The following is a 17212-nucleotide window of genomic DNA, read 5'->3' as shown; positions in this document are numbered from 1 at the left end:
GGCGGCTCGCAGCCACGGGCAGCCGCCGGCATCAACCACACATCCCGAACACGCCCGCATCACGCCCCTCCAAGCAGAAGGATCAACCAATGAAGGTACGACCCAGGCACCTGATCGCGGCACTTGCGCTCGCCATGTTGCCGATCACCGCCTGCGCGCCCGGCTCACCGTCGACCGCAGCGGACAAAGCTGCCGGCACAAACGCCGCCGGGTGCGCGTCGCCGGAAACGCTGAAGATCTGGTCCTGGCGCCCCGAGGATGTGGATGCCTACAAGAAGATCTTCGCGGCCTATGAAGAGAAGAACTGCGTCAAAGTCGACTTCCAGGCCTTCAAGAACACCGAGTACAACCAGATCCTCTCTACCGGCCTGACCGGAAGCAACGGCCCCGACGTCGTCCAGGCCCGTGCTTACGGCGCCCTGCAGCCGCTGATCGTCGGCGGTAACCTCACCGACGTCACAGGGAAGGTGGACGGACTGAAGACCATGGACCCCACCATCCTGGCGGGCGCCCAGGCCAAGACCGACGGGAAGGTCTATGGCGTTCCGTTCGCCACCCAGACCATGCAGGTCTTTTACAACAAAAAGATCTTTAAGGATGCAGGCGTCGAGGTTCCCAAGAGCTGGGACGACTTTGTGAAGGTCAACGAAAAGATCAAGGGCTCCGGCATGACTCCGCTGGCCGTCGGCGCCAAGGACGCCTGGATGATGCCGTTCATCCATGACGTCTTTGGTTCCGCCGAATACGGCGGCAAGGACTTCCGCGACGCCGTCCAGTCCGGTAAGAAGACCTTCACCGATGCCAAGTACGTCAGTTCCATCCAGAACCTCAAGGACCTGCAGGGCTTTATGCCCAAGGACGTCGTGGGCGTGAGCTACACTGACGCCCAGGTGCTGTTCAGCAACGAACAGGCCGCCATGTTCCCGGGCGGCTCTTTCGAACTCGCCTTCTTCCAGAAGCAGAACCCGGACCTTGACCTTGGTGCCTTCCAGGTTCCGGTCCGGGACGGATCGGCCTCGCCGAAGCCCGTTTCGCCGGCCTATGCCGACGGCAACTGGGCCATCAACGCCAAGTCGCCCAAGCAGGAGGCGTCCCTGAAGCTGCTGCAGTGGATGGGCACCAAAGAGTTCGGCCAGAAGGTGGTCGACGAACTCAAGCAGTTCTCTCCGGTCGCGGGCGTCTCGTTCAACGACCCGGTCATGAAGGAAATCTGGGACCTTTACCAGAAGAACCCCGCCCCCTACACCCTGCTGGTCGACTTCCGCTACGGCCAGCCCTCCGGCACCGATCTGATGGGCGCCGGGGTCCAGGAACTGTTCCTGGGCAGCAAGGACGCCGCAGGTGTCGCCGCGAAGGTCCAGGACGGAGTCGCACAGTGGTTCAAGCCAAAGAGCTGACCCGGTCCGCGCCGCGCTGGCGCAGTCCCCGCCGGCCGGGGACTGCGCTTGGCTGGCCGGCCACGGTGTTCTTTCTCGCCCCCGCGGCGGTCATTTTCTCGATCTTCGTGCTTTACCCGATGCTCACGGCTTTCAGCTATTCCTTCTTCGACTGGCAGGGCACCGCCCGCGGTGCGTTCTCCGGCGTCGGGAACTTTTTTACGCTCTTCACCGCCGAGCCGTTCAAATCGGATCTGCCGCGGGCGCTGATGCACAACCTGCTGCTGTTCGCCGGGGCGATGGTCTTCCAGAACACGGTCGGGCTGGCCATTGCCTCGTTCCTGTACAAGCGCCGGCGCTTCAAGAGACTGTTCCAGACGCTCTACACACTGCCATACCTGGTCAGCCCGCTGGTGATCGGCTACCTGTGGACGCTGCTGCTCTCGCCGCTGTTCGGCCCGGTCAACGCGTTGCTCAGGGCGATGGGCCTGGGCGATCTGGCGCAACCCTGGCTGGGACAGCCCTCGACGGCGCTCTGGGTTATTGTGCTCGTCACGGCCTGGCAGTGGCTGGGATTCCCGATCCTGCTTTACGGTGCCGCCCTCGGCGGTATTCCTGAGGAGCTGACCGAGGCGGCGTCGCTGGACGGCGCGACGGCGTGGCAGCGGTTCCGCTTGATCACGCTGCCACTGCTGACCTCGGCCATCGGCACGGTGAGTATCCTGACCTTCATCGGATCCATGGAGGCGCTCGCGCTGCCGTACGCCATGGGAGGGTCCTCCGGTTCGCCGGCCGGAGCCACCGATGTCCTGTCCCTGATGTTCTACCGGACCGCCTTCGAATCCGGGGCGTCGAACGCGATCGGGATCTCCTCGGCCCTGGCAACCATGCTGTTCCTCTTTATCTTCGGCGTGGCGCTGGTCTTCACGTCCATCATCCGACGCAGGGAAAGGAAGCTCTCCTGATGAGTCTCCTGACAGCGAAGAAGCCCGACGCCGGCGCTGCCGCCTCGGCACCGAAACGCCGGCAGCCAGCCCCCAGGAAAGGGGCCGCCGGCAGGTTCGCCGTGTCCGGCTTCCTCTGGGTCTATGCGGTGATCGCCGTCGCGCCCCTGCTGGTGATGGTGTTCAGCTCGCTGCGGACCACCCGCGAGATGGCGCGGAGCCCTCTGGCGCTGCCGCTGAACCCGAACTTCACCAGCTACACCAAAGCCTGGGTCCAGGCGTCCTTCGGGACCTTCTTCGTCAACTCCCTGCTCGTCACGATCGGCTCTGTGCTCATCTCCACCGTGGTCTCGCTGCTGGCCGCCTACGCACTGGCACGGAGCAAGTCCCGGGTGACCGGCATTATCGAGGCCGTGTTCCTGTCCGGGCTGATGCTGCCGGTCTACCTGGCCATCCTTCCGGTCTTCTACCTGCTGGACACGATGGGGCTGGTGGACAACAAGTTCGGCCTGATCATGGTCTACGCGGCGCTGAGCATTCCGTTCTCGGTCTTTGTGCTGACGTCGTTCTTCCGCCAGCTTCCGGTGGAGCTGGAGGAAGCGGCCCGGATCGACGGCGCCGGCAGCTTCACGATGTTCTGGCACATCATGCTGCCGCTGGTGAAACCCGCGATCGCCACGGTGGTCGTTTTCCGCTTCGTCCCGATCTGGAACGACTTCTTCTACCCGCTGATCCTGATGCGCTCCAAGGAGAACTACACCCTGCCCGTCGGGCTGACCACGTTTTTCGGGGAATACCAGACGGACTGGCCCACCCTGTTCGCGGGCCTGGTCATCGCGACTATCCCGCTGGTGCTGCTCTTCCTCGTGGCCACGAAGCAGATCGTCGCCGGCCTCACAGCCGGCATGAGCAAATAAGCGGTATGCAGACAGAATGGATCCTCGGCCTGGACATCGGCGGCAGCGGCAGCCGGGCGGGCGTGCAACGCCTCGACGCCCCGGCCGGCGAGCCGCCGCTGACGTTCGCCGGGGCCAGGATCGAGGTCCGCTCCGGCGGGATACCGCTGGCAGCCATCCTCGAATCCCTGCTGCCGCCGGCCCTGCAGGCCGTCGCAGGCCGGGGCGGGCAGCTCCGCGCCGCCGCCGTCGGGATGAGCGGGCTGCTCAGCCTCACCGCGGGCACCGCTGAGGCGCACCGCACCCTCCGCGCCCAACTGGGACCCATCCCGGTGGCCCTGGCCTCGGACGCCGTCACCTCGCTGGTGGGCGGAATCGGCCTCGGCGGCGGTGCCGTGGTGTCCGCCGGCACCGGCGTAGTGGGCCTCGGCAGCGACTTCGCCGGCCGCTGGCACCGGGTGGACGGCTGGGGACACGTCCTCGGTGATCTTGGCAGCGGAAGCTGGATCGGGACCGCCGGGCTCCAGGCCGCACTGGCCGCCCACGACGGCCGGCCCGGCGGTTCGCCCGCGCTGCTGGCCCTGCTGCGCGAACGCTGGGGCGCCCCGGAGGAACTTCCCCGGAAGATCTACACCCGGGACGACCGCGCCGGTATTCTTGCTTCCTTCGCCAAGGATGTGGCCGGGGCCGCGCACGCCGGGGACCCCGTGTCCGCCGGCATCTGGACGCGTGCCGGGGTGCTGCTGGCGGACAACCTGACCGCCTCGCTGGCCCCCGGGGTGCCGCCGCTGGCCACCTACACCGGCGGGCTGTTCGACGTCGGGCCGCTGCTGCTAGAGCCGCTGGCTGCCCGGTTCAGCGCCGTCCGGCCCGACGCCGAGCTGCGGGCGCCGCTGGGAGGCTCCCTCGAGGGAGCCCTCATCCTGGCCCGCGAACTGCTCCGGGCGCCGTCGGGGTTCCCGGACCAGGAACCCTATCTGACCTCGCGGCAGAACACCGCGCAACAGGTCCGGCCGTGACGACGGCTCCTTTGCCGCCGGGCGGACCCGAGTCCGGCCGCCCACCTCCAAGGAACTGCATGTGAAGATCATCGAGACCGTTACCGGCGCGGAAGCCGGAGCGCGCGCAGCGGAGCTCATAGCCGGGCTTGTCCGCAGGGCTCCGACGGCGGTCCTCGGGCTGGCCACGGGTTCCTCGCCGTTGCCGCTCTATGCGGCGCTGGCCGGGATGGACCCGGCGCTGGGCCGTGTCCGCGGGTTCTCGCTCGACGAGTACCTGGGGCTCGGCCCCGCCGATGAAATGAGCTACGCCCGGGTCATCCGCCGCGAGGTGATCGAGCGGCTTGGCCTGGATCCGGCACTGGTCCGCACCCCGGACGGGCTGGCAGAGGACCCCATCCGGGAGGCTGCGGACTTTGACCGCAGGATCCGCGACGCCGGCGGCATCGATCTGCAGATCCTCGGCATCGGCTCCAACGGCCATCTGGCCTTCAACGAGCCGCCGTCCGCGTTTACCTCCCGGACCCGCGTTGTGGAACTCGCGGCCAGCACCAGGCTGGACAATGCCCGGTTCTTCGACTCGGCGGCGGACGTCCCCAGCCACGCCATCACCCAGGGACTGGGCACCATTGCCGAGGCACGCCACCTGCTGCTGCTCGCGCATGGCGAAGGCAAAGCCGGGGCCGTGGCGCGCGCCGTCGAGGGGCCCGTCACGGAAGACTTCCCGGCGTCGCTCATCCAGCGCCACCCGCACGTCACCCTCTTTCTGGACAGTGCCGCGGCCAGCCGGCTGCAGCGCGCCCGGGTTTAGCGGCGCGGCCGGGTGAATCTGTTGGCGTTATCCGCCCTGGGAGTCCGCTGTGAGGTGCCGATTGCGTGCCTCGATGAGCTTCCGAAGATATACAGCCAGAACCAGTTTCTCTGCCAAACGCCCGATTAGGCCGAACGGGGCCGTGAACTCGATCCGATCAACCATGGTGGTTCCGTGGGAATCCTCGCTGAACTCGTGGACGTGCCGGAACCGCCGGAACGGGCCCCTGACCTGCTCATCAACGAAGTAGTCCGGCGCCTCCATCTGGGTGATCCGACTCGTCATCCGGATCGGGACCCCGAAGTGCCAGGCCCGCCAGGTCACCTCTTCCCCCAGGGAGATAAGGCCGGACCTGACGCCGGCGACTGCGTCCTCCCGTGACCGCGACATGGAGTCCTTGTGGGCGTCGATGCTGCGGGCGAGATCAAACAGCTCCGGTCTGGGCGTGCGTGTCCGCGTGGTGCATTCGAAGTAGACGGCCATCGTCAGAGTATGACAGCCCGCCACAGCTTGCCCTGCGATTTCGCCACACTCCTCGGCCCGGCCGCCGGGCGGACGGGCCGACGCCCGGTTCCCCGGCGAGGGAACGACGGACAGGGAGTGCCGGGCAAAAGGGGACACCCCGGTCCGAAGACCGGGGTGTCCCTTTAGCTCCGTGGTCTCAGCTGGCCGCAGCGCCCGTGGCGCCGGCTGCCGCGCCGGCGAGGCGCAGCCACGTGTCCACGACGGTGTCGGGGTTCAGCGAGACGGAATCGATGCCTTCTTCGACCAGCCATTCGGCGAAGTCCGCATGGTCGCTGGGTCCCTGGCCGCAGATGCCCACATACTTGCCGCGGGCCTTGCAGGCTTTGATGGCCATGCTCAGGAGCTTCTTGACGGCCGGGTCCCGTTCGTCGAAGCTGCCGGCGACGATCGCGGAGTCCCGGTCCAGGCCCAGGGTCAGCTGGGTCATGTCGTTGGAGCCGATGGAGAAACCGTCGAAGTAGTCCAGGAACTCGTCGGCCAGCAGCGCGTTGGACGGCAGTTCGCACATCATGATGACCTCGAGGCCGTTTTCGCCGCGGCGCAGCCCGTTCTCGGCGAGCAGGTCGATGACGCCGCTGGCCTCGTCGAGGGTGCGGACGAAGGGGATCATCAGCTTGACGTTGGTCAGGCCCATCTCGTTGCGGACGAAGGACAGGGCCTCGCACTCCAGATCGAAGCAGTCCCGGAAGGACGGCTCGAGGTACCGGGAGGCGCCGCGGAAGCCGATCATCGGGTTCTCTTCGTGCGGCTCGTAGGCCGGTCCGCCAATCAGGTTGGCGTACTCGTTGGACTTGAAGTCGGACATGCGCACAATGACCGGCTCGGGCGCGAACGCCGCCGCGATGGTGGCCACGCCTTCGGCCAGGCGCTTGATGTAGTAGTCGCGCGGGCTGTCATAGGCGGCGATCCGCTCCCGGATCTGGGCGGCGACGTCCGCCGGCTGGTCGTCCGGGTTCAGCAGCGCCTTGGGGTGGATGCCGATCTGGCGGTTGATGATGAACTCCAGCCGGGCAAGGCCCACGCCGTGGTTGGGCAGCTGCGCGAAGGTGAACGCCTGCTCCGGGGTGCCGACGTTCATCATGACCTTGACCGGCGCCTCGGGCAGCTGGGTGATCTCGGTTTCCTCGATGCTGAAGTCCAGCAGACCTTCGTAGATGAAGCCGGTCTCGCCGTCCGCGCAGGACACGGTGACCTCGACGCCGTCGGACAGGACGTCCGTGACGTCTCCGGTGCCGACGACGGCGGGGATCCCCAGTTCGCGGGCGATGATCGCCGCGTGGCAGGTGCGGCCGCCGCGGTTGGTGACGATCGCGGAGGCACGCTTCATGATCGGTTCCCAGTCCGGGTCGGTCATGTCCGCGACGAGGACGTCGCCGGTTTCGAAGGCGGCCATCTGGTCGATTGCGGTCAGGATGCGCACGCGGCCGGCGCCGATCCGCTGTCCGATGGCGCGCCCTTCGGAAAGGACCCGGCCGGACCCGTTCAGGCGGAAACGGCTCAGGCTGCCGGACGTCCTGCGGGACTGCACAGTCTCCGGGCGCGCCTGCAGAATGTACAGGCCGCCGTCGATCCCGTCCTTGCCCCATTCAATGTCCATCGGTCGCCCGTAATGGTTCTCGATGGCGACCGCGTGGCGGGCGAGCTGCTCGACGTCGTCGTCCGTGAGGCTGAAGCGGTTCCGCAGGGAAGCCTCAACCGGCACAAAGTCAATGGTGTGGCCGATTTCGCGGTTGCTCGTGTACGTCATCTGGAGCGCCTTCTCGCCCAGTCCGCGCTTGAGGATGGCGGGGCGGCCTGCCTGCAGCGCGGGTTTGTAGACGTAGAACTCGTCAGGGTTGACGGCACCCTGGACGACCGCCTCGCCGAGACCGTAGGAGGAGGTGACGAAGACGGCGTCATTGAAGCCGGATTCGGTGTCCATGGTGAACATCACGCCGGAGGCGCCGACGTCGGAACGCACCATGCGCTGGATGCCGGCCGAGAGTGCCACCTCGGCGTGCTCGAATTTGTGGTGCACGCGGTAGGCGATAGCCCGGTCGTTGTAGAGGGACGCAAACACATCCTTGATGGCCACCAGGATGTTATCGATACCGCGAACGTTGAGGAAGGTTTCCTGCTGTCCCGCGAAGGAGGCATCGGGCAGATCTTCCGCCGTGGCACTGGAACGGACGGCCCAGGAAAGGTCACCGCCGCCGTGCTTGTCCACCAGCTTCTGGTAGGAGTCACGGATCTGTACTTCAAAATCCGGCAGGAAGGGGGTCTCGCGCATCAGCGTCCGGATCTCCTTGCCAGCCGCGGCCAGAGCCGTCACATCGTCGGTATCCAGCCCCACCAGCCTGTCGGCAATCTTCTGATCCAGGCCCGAATCAGCCAGGAAACTGCGGTAGGCGTCCGCCGTCGTGGCGAAGCCGTCCGGAACCTGGACGCCGGCGGACGTCAGGTTCTGCACCATCTCGCCGAGCGAGGCGTTCTTACCACCTACCCGATCCAGATCCTTGAGTCCGAGTTCTGAGAACCACAGGATGTCTATCGTCATGGTTGCTGCTCCTTTGCAGATGGTGGCATGCGGGGGCGCCGCCCCGCGTTCGGCGATGACCGGTTGTTGGGCGGAAGTTCTTCCACAGTGACAGGTCTCCGGCCGGGTTTCCACATGAGCTGCACCACAGAGACTTTGTGAAACTTTTCCCTAATGCTTGAGCTTCATCTGCTGCAGGATGGTTGCAGCCATTTCCTCCACCGAGACGCTGGCCGAATTGAGGTAGGGAATCCCGTGGGACACGTAGAGCCGCTCGGCGCTGCGCAGCTCGAAACCGCACTGCCGCAGCGATGCATAAGGTGAGCCGCGGCGGCGTTCGGTGCGGACCTGGCTTAGGCGCAGGGGGTTGGTGGTGAGGCCGAAGCACTTCGATACGAAAGGCCGCAGCGGCTTGGGGAGCCCCTCCCTTTCGAAGTCCTCGTCTACCAGCGGGAAGTTCGCGGCGAAGATGCCGTGCTGCAGGGCCAGATACATGGTGGTGGGGGTCTTGCCGCAGCGGGACGGGGCCACCAGGATGACCTGGGCCTTTTCCAGTGCCCGCAGGCTCTGGCCGTCGTCGTGTTCCATGGCGTATTCGACGGCGGCCATCCGCGACTGGTAGCGCGCGGCGTTGCCCAGGCCGTGTGCCCGGCCCGGTTCCCCGCTCGCCTGGGTGCCAAGGGCATTCTCCAGCACGCCGACGTGCGTCCCGATCAGGTCCACGATGATTCCGTTGCACGTGGCCAGGGTCTGGCGGATATCGGTGGTCACCGCGGTGGAGAAGACGATGGGGCGCAGGCCGGTGGCTGCCAGCCCGTCGATGACGTTGGCCACCGCCCGCGCCTGGTCCACCGTCGTGATGAAGGGGACTGTAATCCGGTCAAAATCGTTCTCGGGAAACTGCGTCAGCAAGGTGTTGCCGAGCGTTTCCGCGGTGATGCCCGTACTGTCCGAGAGGAAGTAGACCGGGCGGGGAGCGTCGTTGGTCATAGACGCATTGTCCTCCAGGGGGAGCGGCGCATTCGCCAATGACGCGCTTGTTCCGGCGCGTGGCCGGCGGCGGCCGGAGGGCATGGCGTGTATCTCACGTCGCCGAAGCCCGGTGCGGCGCGGCCCTCGACGCCGCACGAAGGAGCTATTCGTCTGAGTCCTTTCCGTAGTGCAGGTAACGTGGGTGTGTGAGAACGAGTCAGGCAGTGGTCCGAATCGCGGCCCGGTGGCTGCTGGTGTTGATGCTGGCCGTCGTGGCGGCCATCGTGTCGGTCGCCCTTGTCAATAACTCGCTCGCAAGCCCCCAACAGCCCGTGCGCGAGTATCTGCAAGCCCTCCGAGATGGCGAGGGTGGGCGGGCGCTCGGGATACTTCGGGCTTCTGTCCCGCAGTCGAACGCTGCCATGCTCGACGGTTCCGCGCTGCAGACATCAGCCGCTCGGATTTCGAATGCAGAAATCGGCGATACGGAACCACGCGGAGGCAGCCGAGTCATGGTGCCAGTGGACTACACGATCGATGGACGGCAGCAGCGCAGTGAGTTTCTGCTGGAACGTTCCGGGACGGAATGGCTGGTCTTCAGTAAATGGGCATTTGTTCCTGCGCCCCTGCCCACTGTGGAAGTAACCGTCGTAAATTCGAGCGAGGCTACGGTCAACGGTGTACCCGTGAATATGCCGGGCGGAAGAAACAAGTTTGCCGTGTTCTACCCCGGAGAGTACGAGGCGTCCCTGAATGGCGACTACTTCTCTGCTCCTGCGACCCGTGCGATTGTGTCGGGGACCGACTCTCCCGTACCACCACTTATTCTTCTCACCCAAGCCACGGACGAACTGAACCAGACGGTAGCCTTGAAGGTCAAGGAATTTCTCGACACGTGTGCGGCGGAGGCCGTCAAAGAGCAGCGACTCCAGCCGGGCTGCCCGTTCTACCATTCCACGGGCAATTTGGTGAAAGACGGAACCATCAACTGGACAATCACCGAGTATCCGGCGGTAAGCATCGAAGCATTCGATGGACAGTGGACAATTGCCCCGCTCGCTGGGAAGGCTCGTGTCACGGCCAGGCAACAGGACAATTTTAGCGGTGGATTTTCGGATCTGGATGTGGTTGTCGACTTCAGTTTCAATGCGCGCCTGGACGTCGGTGCGGACACAATTACCGTCACGCCGCAGCTGAGCTACTAGTTTTGGGCCTTTTGCGGTCCGGGGCCGTGACTGCCCGTCGGCCATGGGCCGAAGCGCACAGTTGGCGGCTGGGCGAGCACGCCGTACAAGAATTCTTGCCAATTCTTTGCCAACGAGTAAGTTACAGACAAAGAAAAAGCCCCCACTTCCCTTTGTTTGCAAGGGAAGCAGGGGCCTTGCCACTTGGCGGTGACGGTGGGATTTGAACCCACGTTGGCTTTCACCAAACAACATTTCGAGTGTTGCACCTTCGGCCGCTCGGACACGTCACCAACCTGAACAGGCTACCGGAGCAAAGCGCTCATCCACAAAACGGGCAGTTCAACACGGCGCGCCCGGGCTGCGCGGCTCTTCCCCGCGCATGGGCAGGGGACTAGATTCGTCAGCAAGATGAGCAACGCAGACCAGAAGACGGCTCGGCAGACCACGGCCACCGCATATTGGACCGTCGGCCCCGAACAGGGGGAACTTCGGTGCGAGGCGCTGCCCGCCCCCGGCATCGGCGAAGCCCTCGTGCGGACGCTGTACTCGGGCATCAGCAAGGGCACCGAACTGGTGGTGCACAACGCCCGCGTCCCTGACTGCGTGGCCGGGGAAATGGCCGCGCCCAACCAGGAAGGCTCCTTTCCGTCCCCGGTGAAGTTCGGCTATCTCTCTGTCGGGATCGTCGAGGAAGGCCCCGCGGACTGGGCAGGGAAGACGGTCTTCTGCCTGTACCCGCACCAGAACCGCTACATCGTTCCGGTCGACTCCCTCACATTGGTTCCCGACGGCGTTCCGGCCCGCCGCGCCGTCCTCACGGGAACCGTCGAGACCGCCGTCAACGGACTATGGGAGGCCGGGCCCCGCCTGGGTGATCGCGTTGCCGTAATCGGCGCCGGCCTCGTCGGCGGCATGGTGGCCAAACTGCTCAGCACTTTCCCGCTCGGCCGGCTGCAGCTGATCGACGTCGACCCCGCCAAACGCGCGTTCGCCGAAACGCTCGGCGTCGTCTTCAGCCACCCCGACGACGCCCTGCCGGACTGCGACATTGTCATCCACTGCTCCGCCTCGCAGGAAGGCCTGGAACGGAGCCTGCAGCTTGTGGGTGACGAGGGCGACGTCATCGAAATGTCCTGGTACGCCGACCGGAGTGTCACGCTGCCGCTGGGGGAGGATTTCCATGCCCGCCGGCTCTCCATTCGCGCCAGCCAGGTGGGCGTGGTGGCCCGCGCCCGCCGCCACCGCCGCACCAACGCGGACCGGCTCCGGCTCGCCGTTTCGCTGCTGAGCGATCCCCTCTTCGAAGTTTTCCTTACCGGGTCCTCCGGCTTCGACGAGCTTCCCGACGTCGTCCAGCGGCTCTCTGACGGCACCCTGGACGCGCTCTGCCACGTCATTGAATATCCAGTCATCGAATGCCCCGCCCTTGATGCCCCCGCAACAGCAGACCCGAGGTGCTAGACCGTGTTCAGCCTGACTGTCCGCCGCAATTTCATGATCGCCCACAGCCTCCCGCGAGCTGCATTCGGCCCGGCCCAGGGACTGCACGGTGCCACCTTCGTCACGGAGGTGACTTTCCGCCGTCGGGCTCTGAACGATGACTCGATTGTGCTGGACATCGGTGAGGCCGGCGGGGTGCTGGATTCGATCCTCGAGCGGCTGAACTACAAAAACCTGGATGAGCACCCCGATTTCGCCGGGAAGCTGAGCACCACCGAGGCTCTGGCCCAGTACATCGCAGACGCGGTGGCCGCCCGGATCCGCGGGGGCAAGGACGGGCAGGAACTCGCCGGGCTGGACGTCACCCTGCGCGAGACACCCGACGCCTGGGCCAGCTATTCGCTCGACTTCGGCGCCCGATAGGAAGCCCCGTGCGGCCGTCCGGCCTCCGCATCCGCCTGGTGGTGCCCGGCAACGTGCGCCACAATTACGGCGGCAACGCCTACAACGCGGCCCTCACCCGGGAGCTGTCCGTCCTGGGATCCGCCGTGGAGACGTGCCGCTCGACGGCGACTGGCCGGTGGGCAGCGCGGCGGACCGGCGGCGGCTGGGTGCCCTGCGGCCGGGGCCAGGCCGGGGGAGACCACCCTGCCGGGCTGGAACGCCACCGCACTGACGGTGCTGGCGGCCCTCGACGGCGCCCCGGACGGCGCCCCGTCGGCAGGGCGCCCGGGCAGCGACCCGGGCGGCGCCCGGCAGCCAAGCCGCACGAGAAGACCGCCGCAGACGATTCCCCTGCCGCACAAGCTGTTGGACAATGACCCCATGATGCGAGAGCCCCTCAGCACCCAGACGCTGGCCGCGAATGCGCCGCCGGCCCGGACCCTCACCTCGGAGCGGCTCCGCGCCTGGGCCTGGCACCGGCAGGGCCTCGACGGCTCGCTCGCCGGCTGCAGCGCGGAACAGGTGTTTGCCCGGGCCGGCTGGGCGCGCTCCGTGGGCGGCGCCAACCCTTACCTCACGCTCTTCGCCCGCGCAGGCATCCGACGCGAACAGGTGGACGCCGACGTCCACGCGCATCGGATCCTCGAACTCCCCACCGCCCGCGGCTGCACGTACGTCCTGGGCCGGGACGACTTCGCCTGGGCGCTGCAACTGGGGCGTGACGCGGCCGAGGCGACGGTCAAGGTCGTGGGCCGGCTCGGCGTGGACCGCGGCGAAATCACGCTGCTCGAGGAGCAGGTGCTGCACACCCTCGCCGAAGCCGGCGCGCCGCTGGATCCGCGCCAGCTCAAGGACGAACTCGGCGACTCCGTGCGGAACCTCGGCGAAGAAGGCAGGAAGAAGGGCGCCACCACCACCCTGCCCACTGCCCTCGGCATCCTGCAATCACAGGGACGGATCCGCCGCGTGCCGGCCACCGGACGTCTGGACCAGCAGCGCTACGCCTACGAGCTCTGGGGCCTGCCGCCCAACCCGCTCGCCGCCGACGCATCCCGGGCAGAGCTCATCCGCCGCTACCTCGGCTGGACCGGCGGAGCCACGTTCAAACAGTCCCAGTGGTTCACGGCCTTCACCGTGGCCCAGAGCAGGGCGGCGCTGGCCGCCGTCGGCGCCGTCGAGGTGACCACCGCCGGGGGCGGGGGGCTGTGGATGCTGCCCGACGACGTCGAACTCCTCGCCGCGTTCGAGGAACCTGCCGAAGAGCAGATCCAGCTGCTCGCCGGGACGGATTCGCTGGTGCTGCTGCGCCGCAACGCCGCGGAGATGCTCGACGAGGACGGCGCTGAAAGGGGCGACACCGGCAGACAGGTGATGGCCCCGCTCGGGCTGCAGGCCGACCTCCCCGACCACCCCATCCTGGACCGCGGCCGGATCATCGGGCTATGGCAGTACGAGCCGGGCAAGGAACGGATCGTGCCCTGGCTGTTTCACACCACAACTCCGGCGGTGACCCGGCGGATCGCCCAAGTGGAGGCTTGGATCCGGGAGGACCTGGCCGACTTCCGCGCCTTCAGCCTCGATTCACCGGCCACCCGGCAGACACGGATCGACGCGCTGGCGGCATCCGCGGCAGCTGACGCATCAGCCTCCGCAACAGCCCCCGCGGGAAAATAGCGCCGGCCAGGCGAATCAGGCACAGAGGGGGAGCGGTGATGACCGAGGTTCAGCTGCCGCGGTGCCCGGCGAAGAAGTCGCGCAGCAGGGCCGCGCTTTCCTGTTCCCGGACCCCGGCATACACTTCCACCCAGTGGTTGAGCCGTCGTTCGCGGAGGATGTCGAACACCGAGCCGGCCGCCCCGGCTTTCTCGTCCCACGCGCCGAACACCACCCGCGGAATGCGGGCCAGCACCACCGCCCCGGCGCACATGGCACAGGGCTCCAGCGTTACCACCAGGGTGCAGTCCGCCAGCCGCCAGCCGTCACCGGGCCTGCCGGCCAGGACGCTTCGCTGCCGCAGCCGGGCCGCGGCCCCGCGGATCGCCACCATCTCGGCGTGCGCCGTCGGGTCCCCCAGCGCTTCGCGTTCGTTGCGCCCGGAGCCGAGCACCGCGCCGTCGGGCCCGATGACGACGGCGCCGATCGGCACGTCCGCCGTTGCCAGCGCAGCCCGCGCCTCAGCAAGGGCAAGGCCCATCCACTCTGTATGGCGGGGCTCCGGAGAAGTCATTGCTCAATGATAGTTTCGACGAAAGGGCAGCTGTGAAAAGCAAAGGATTGAGGAGACGGCCGTGAAGACCTTTGCAGAGCGTTGGGGTAAATGGGTGGTCCCCTACGCTGCCCTGTGGCTCACCCTGCTGGCCGGCGGAGTTGTTGTGGTGGCGCTGGCATTGCTTGGCGCCGAAGTGTACGACAACGTGGTGGACGAGGCGGGACTCGCGAATCTGGACAGACCTGCGCTGGCCCTCGCCGAAGACCTGCGCACCCCGGAGATCAACTCGGCCGCCACAGGTTTCACCAATGTTGGCGGAAGCATCGGCATGCCGATCCTGGCGAGCATCCTCACCGCCTGGCTCACCTGGCTAAACCGCACCTGGCGGCCGATCATCCTGGTCTGCGGTGCCACGGCTGTGTCCATCACGGCCACCACGTTCGGGAAGAACCTGGTGGGCCGCGCCCGCCCGGATTTTGTCCATGCCGTGCCGCCCTACGAAACCTCCCCATCCTTCCCCAGCGGGCACGCACTCAACTCCACCGTGGTCATCGGCGTGCTGGTTTATCTGACCTGCCTCCAGCTCAAGAAGACCTCGGCCCGCGTCGCGGTGATCGCCGCCGGTGTGATCTTCGTCGCGGCGATGGGCCTGAGTAGGGTTTTCCTGGGGCATCACTGGATGACGGATGTGATCGCCGCGTGGCTCCTCGGCCTTGCCTGGCTGGGCATCGTGATCCTGGCACACCGGCTGTTCCATGTGCTGCGGCACCGCGGGCATGCGGGCCCGGCGCCGACCTTCGACCATCCGGCGCACCTGATGGACGGACGCCCCGACGGCGGCGGCCCAGGCCCCGCGAAGGGTGCGGGCCCCGGCCCCGATACCGGTGCTGCCGGGAGCGCGGCCGGGAACGAAGACACCACTGCGGACGGGCTCGGCGCCCGCGGTCCGACGGGCGGGTGACCCGCGGTCCGACGGGCGGGTCAACTGCCGCCGGGTGATAGTTTTGACCCATGCGCATTCTCGTTGTGGACCACCCGCTGGTCGCCCATAAGCTCACCGTTCTGCGGGACAAGAACACCCCTTCCCCGGTCTTCCGCCAGCTCACCGAGGAACTCGTTACGCTCCTCGCCTACGAGGCGACCCGCGACGTCCGCACCGAGCCGGTGACCATCGAGACGCCGGTCAGCATCACGATCGGCACCGCCTTCACCAAGCCCACCCCGCTGGTGGTCCCTATCCTGCGCGCCGGGCTCGGCATGCTCGAGGGTATGACCAAGCTGGTCCCGACCGCCGAGGTTGGCTTCCTGGGCATGGCCCGGGATGAAGAAACCCTTGACATCATCACCTACGCCGAGCGACTCCCCGAGAACCTCACGGACCGGCAGATCTTCGTGCTGGACCCGATGCTTGCAACCGGCGGCACCTTGCGGGAGGCCATCAAGTTCCTCTTTAAGCGCGGCGCCTCCGACGTCACCTGCATCTGCCTGCTGGCCGCCCCGGAGGGCCTGGCCAAGCTGGAAGAGGAGCTTGCCGACGCCAACGTGACCATCGTCCTCGCCTCCATCGACGAGAAGCTCAACGAAAAGTCTTACATCGTCCCGGGTCTGGGCGACGCCGGCGACCGCCTCTACGGCGTGGCAGGCTAAGCCCGCCGTCGGCGAAACTGGCGCCGGAGGCGGCTGGGGGGTTCCGGGGGGTTCCGGAAAACACCGGCGCGGCCTCACCTGAACCGCATGGACTGGATCCTGTGGATCCGGGGCTCCTCGCCTGGCCGTGCTTCAGGCTGGCCGTGCCGGCTGTCTAGTACCAGTTGTTGGCGTAGTGGAAGTTCAGGGCGCCGCAGGGGGAGCCATAGCGCTCCTTGACGTAGTTCAGGCCCCAGTTGATCTGGGTCCGGTAGTTCGTCCGGTAGTCCGGGCCAGCGCTGGCCATCTTCTCGGCCGGCAGGGACTGGACCACACCGTATGCCCCGCTGCTGGGGTTCGTGGCGGTGGTCTTCCAATCGGATTCCTTCGTCCACAGCGTCTGAAGGCACTGCATCTCGCTGGGAGCCCAGCCGTAAGTTCCCAGTTGCGCGGCAGCGTAGGCCTGCGCGCCGGCAGGGTCGTCGACAGCAACGGGCTTGGCCGGTGCCGGTGCCGGTGCCGGTGCGGGCTCAGGTGCGGGTGCGGGTGCCGGAGCAGGCTCGGGTGCGGGTGCGGGTGCGGGTGCCGGAGCAGGCTCGGGTGCGGGAGCCGCGGCGGCGGGGACTTCAGCGGGCTTCACCTCTTCGGTCTGGGGCGCGAGACTGGCGGTGTCGGGAAGGGCCGACTGCGAATCGACGCGGACACGTTCGAAGTCCAGGTGCGTCAGCGGGTCGGCGGTGGTGGCCGAAGCCCCGCTGGAACTGCCGGCGCTGGCGTTGCGGTTGGCGGTCTCGGCGGCCTGCCCGGCAGCCCCGATCCCGACGAGCACCGCGCAGGTGGTGGCAACGAGGGCGGCGCGACGGCCGGTGGATCCGAGGCTCGCGGTGAACCGGGACCGGGTTGACGCGGGATTGGTGTCCGCCGCGCGGTGGCGCGAAGCCGTCGAACGGGTTGCCTGCTGGGCGCTCTTGTGGCGCGTTGGTACTTTGAATTCAGTCATGATCGCCTCTCAACGCCTGCGGAGTTAGCTGTCGGGTTCGGATGCGATATCCGGCCGCACGGAATCTCACGTGTCGGCTTCACCCCAAGGGTGCAAAGATGCAGAATGTCCGGGAACTCTGGGTTCCCCGCCTCTGCCTGGTCGAGCGGAATCCGGGAAGCGGCAGAGTTTGGCGTCCGTCCGGATGCGCGGCCCTGTGGCGGCCGCACCCTAAAAACGGTACAGGAGCCGGAAACAAATGTCACATTTCGGTAACAAGCAGGGCGACG

17 protein-coding genes, 1 tRNA gene and 1 riboswitch are annotated in these 17212 nt (G+C 66.9%); of the genes, 12 read left to right on the top strand and 6 right to left on the bottom strand.

Annotated elements, in window-relative coordinates; translation table 11 throughout:
* Nucleotides 1-89 precede the first annotated feature (89 nt).
* The 5 genes from RCH07_RS12695 to RCH07_RS12675 all read left to right on the top strand — a co-directional run bounded on the left by RCH07_RS12695 (nucleotide 90) and on the right by RCH07_RS12675 (nucleotide 5025).
* Nucleotides 90-1397 carry an ABC transporter substrate-binding protein gene (locus RCH07_RS12695; protein ID WP_326967835.1) on the top strand — a complete coding sequence of 436 codons (1308 nt, stop codon included), beginning with the start codon at nucleotides 90-92 and terminating at the stop codon, nucleotides 1395-1397.
* A complete protein-coding gene (locus RCH07_RS12690; RefSeq protein WP_326967834.1) occupies nucleotides 1376-2341 on the top strand; it encodes a carbohydrate ABC transporter permease in 966 nt (321 codons plus the stop codon). Before RCH07_RS12695 ends, RCH07_RS12690 begins: the two co-directional genes overlap by 22 nt.
* Nucleotides 2341-3237 (top strand): carbohydrate ABC transporter permease, encoded by an 897-nt coding sequence (locus tag RCH07_RS12685; protein ID WP_326967833.1) that lies wholly within the window; start codon nucleotides 2341-2343, stop codon nucleotides 3235-3237. The genes RCH07_RS12690 and RCH07_RS12685 overlap by 1 nt, the downstream gene beginning before the upstream one ends.
* A 5-nt stretch (nucleotides 3238-3242) precedes the next feature.
* Complete coding sequence (locus RCH07_RS12680) at nucleotides 3243-4235, top strand: N-acetylglucosamine kinase (RefSeq protein WP_326967832.1); 993 nt, start codon at nucleotides 3243-3245, stop codon at nucleotides 4233-4235.
* A gap of 61 nt (nucleotides 4236-4296) precedes the next feature.
* Nucleotides 4297-5025 carry a glucosamine-6-phosphate deaminase gene (locus RCH07_RS12675; protein ID WP_442784827.1) on the top strand — a complete coding sequence of 243 codons (729 nt, stop codon included), beginning with the start codon at nucleotides 4297-4299 and terminating at the stop codon, nucleotides 5023-5025.
* 27 nt (nucleotides 5026-5052) lie between these two features.
* On the opposite strand, the gene RCH07_RS12670 is transcribed toward RCH07_RS12675, so the two are convergent.
* The 3 genes from RCH07_RS12670 to RCH07_RS12660 all read right to left on the bottom strand — a co-directional run bounded on the left by RCH07_RS12670 (nucleotide 5053) and on the right by RCH07_RS12660 (nucleotide 9055).
* Complete coding sequence (locus RCH07_RS12670) at nucleotides 5053-5508, bottom strand: SRPBCC family protein (RefSeq protein WP_326967831.1); 456 nt, start codon at nucleotides 5506-5508, stop codon at nucleotides 5053-5055.
* A 178-nt stretch (nucleotides 5509-5686) separates the two neighbouring features.
* Nucleotides 5687-8086 carry a phosphoenolpyruvate synthase gene (gene ppsA / locus RCH07_RS12665; RefSeq protein ID WP_326967830.1) on the bottom strand — a complete coding sequence of 800 codons (2400 nt, stop codon included), beginning with the start codon at nucleotides 8084-8086 and terminating at the stop codon, nucleotides 5687-5689.
* A gap of 150 nt (nucleotides 8087-8236) precedes the next feature.
* Nucleotides 8237-9055, bottom strand: a complete 819-nt coding sequence (locus RCH07_RS12660) for a pyruvate, water dikinase regulatory protein (RefSeq protein ID WP_326967829.1) — start codon at nucleotides 9053-9055, stop codon at nucleotides 8237-8239.
* A 206-nt stretch (nucleotides 9056-9261) separates the two neighbouring features.
* Between RCH07_RS12660 and RCH07_RS12655 the strand changes: the two genes are divergently transcribed.
* The gene (locus RCH07_RS12655; RefSeq protein ID WP_326967828.1) at nucleotides 9262-10242 is read left to right on the top strand and encodes a hypothetical protein; all 981 of its coding nucleotides are present in this window, start codon (nucleotides 9262-9264) and stop codon (nucleotides 10240-10242) included.
* Nucleotides 10243-10426: 184 nt separating this feature from the next.
* Here RCH07_RS12655 and RCH07_RS12650 read toward each other — a convergent pair.
* Nucleotides 10427-10514: transfer RNA gene (locus RCH07_RS12650), tRNA-Ser, on the bottom strand.
* 118 nt (nucleotides 10515-10632) lie between these two features.
* On the opposite strand from RCH07_RS12650, the gene RCH07_RS12645 reads away from it, so the two are divergent.
* Genes RCH07_RS12645 through RCH07_RS12630 form a run of 4 tightly spaced genes read left to right on the top strand, consistent with a single transcriptional unit; the run spans nucleotide 10633 to nucleotide 13782 of the window.
* Nucleotides 10633-11685: a zinc-dependent alcohol dehydrogenase gene (locus tag RCH07_RS12645; RefSeq protein ID WP_326967827.1), complete on the top strand. Its 1053-nt coding sequence runs from the start codon at nucleotides 10633-10635 to the stop codon at nucleotides 11683-11685.
* A 3-nt stretch (nucleotides 11686-11688) separates the two neighbouring features.
* On the top strand, nucleotides 11689-12087 hold the full coding sequence (locus tag RCH07_RS12640) for a 6-pyruvoyl trahydropterin synthase family protein (protein ID WP_326967826.1): 399 nt from the start codon (nucleotides 11689-11691) through the stop codon (nucleotides 12085-12087).
* 8 nt (nucleotides 12088-12095) lie between these two features.
* On the top strand, nucleotides 12096-12485 hold the full coding sequence (locus RCH07_RS12635; protein WP_326967825.1) for a hypothetical protein: 390 nt from the start codon (nucleotides 12096-12098) through the stop codon (nucleotides 12483-12485).
* Nucleotides 12486-12489: 4 nt separating this feature from the next.
* The gene (locus RCH07_RS12630) at nucleotides 12490-13782 is read left to right on the top strand and encodes a DNA glycosylase AlkZ-like family protein (protein ID WP_326967824.1); all 1293 of its coding nucleotides are present in this window, start codon (nucleotides 12490-12492) and stop codon (nucleotides 13780-13782) included.
* Between the two features lie 49 nt (nucleotides 13783-13831).
* Here the strand turns inward: RCH07_RS12630 and RCH07_RS12625 are convergent, their stop codons facing one another.
* Nucleotides 13832-14335 (bottom strand): nucleoside deaminase, encoded by a 504-nt coding sequence (locus RCH07_RS12625; protein ID WP_326967823.1) that lies wholly within the window; start codon nucleotides 14333-14335, stop codon nucleotides 13832-13834.
* A 61-nt stretch (nucleotides 14336-14396) separates the two neighbouring features.
* Between RCH07_RS12625 and RCH07_RS12620 the strand changes: the two genes are divergently transcribed.
* Both RCH07_RS12620 and upp read left to right on the top strand, forming a co-directional pair.
* Nucleotides 14397-15278 carry a phosphatase PAP2 family protein gene (locus RCH07_RS12620; RefSeq protein ID WP_326967822.1) on the top strand — a complete coding sequence of 294 codons (882 nt, stop codon included), beginning with the start codon at nucleotides 14397-14399 and terminating at the stop codon, nucleotides 15276-15278.
* A 50-nt stretch (nucleotides 15279-15328) separates the two neighbouring features.
* On the top strand, nucleotides 15329-15964 hold the full coding sequence (gene upp / locus RCH07_RS12615) for a uracil phosphoribosyltransferase (RefSeq protein ID WP_326967821.1): 636 nt from the start codon (nucleotides 15329-15331) through the stop codon (nucleotides 15962-15964).
* 154 nt (nucleotides 15965-16118) lie between these two features.
* Here the strand turns inward: upp and RCH07_RS12610 are convergent, their stop codons facing one another.
* Nucleotides 16119-16943: a hypothetical protein gene (locus RCH07_RS12610; RefSeq protein WP_326967820.1), complete on the bottom strand. Its 825-nt coding sequence runs from the start codon at nucleotides 16941-16943 to the stop codon at nucleotides 16119-16121.
* Nucleotides 16942-17101: riboswitch (cyclic di-AMP (ydaO/yuaA leader) on the bottom strand. Its footprint overlaps the gene before it by 2 nt.
* Nucleotides 17102-17212 lie beyond the last annotated feature (111 nt).

This window comes from Arthrobacter sp. CG_A4, from assembly GCF_035985125.1.
Taxonomy (GTDB): domain Bacteria; phylum Actinomycetota; class Actinomycetes; order Actinomycetales; family Micrococcaceae; genus Arthrobacter.
The sequence above is the reverse complement of the archived record's forward strand: the minus strand, read 5'-3'. Positions and strand labels throughout refer to the sequence as shown.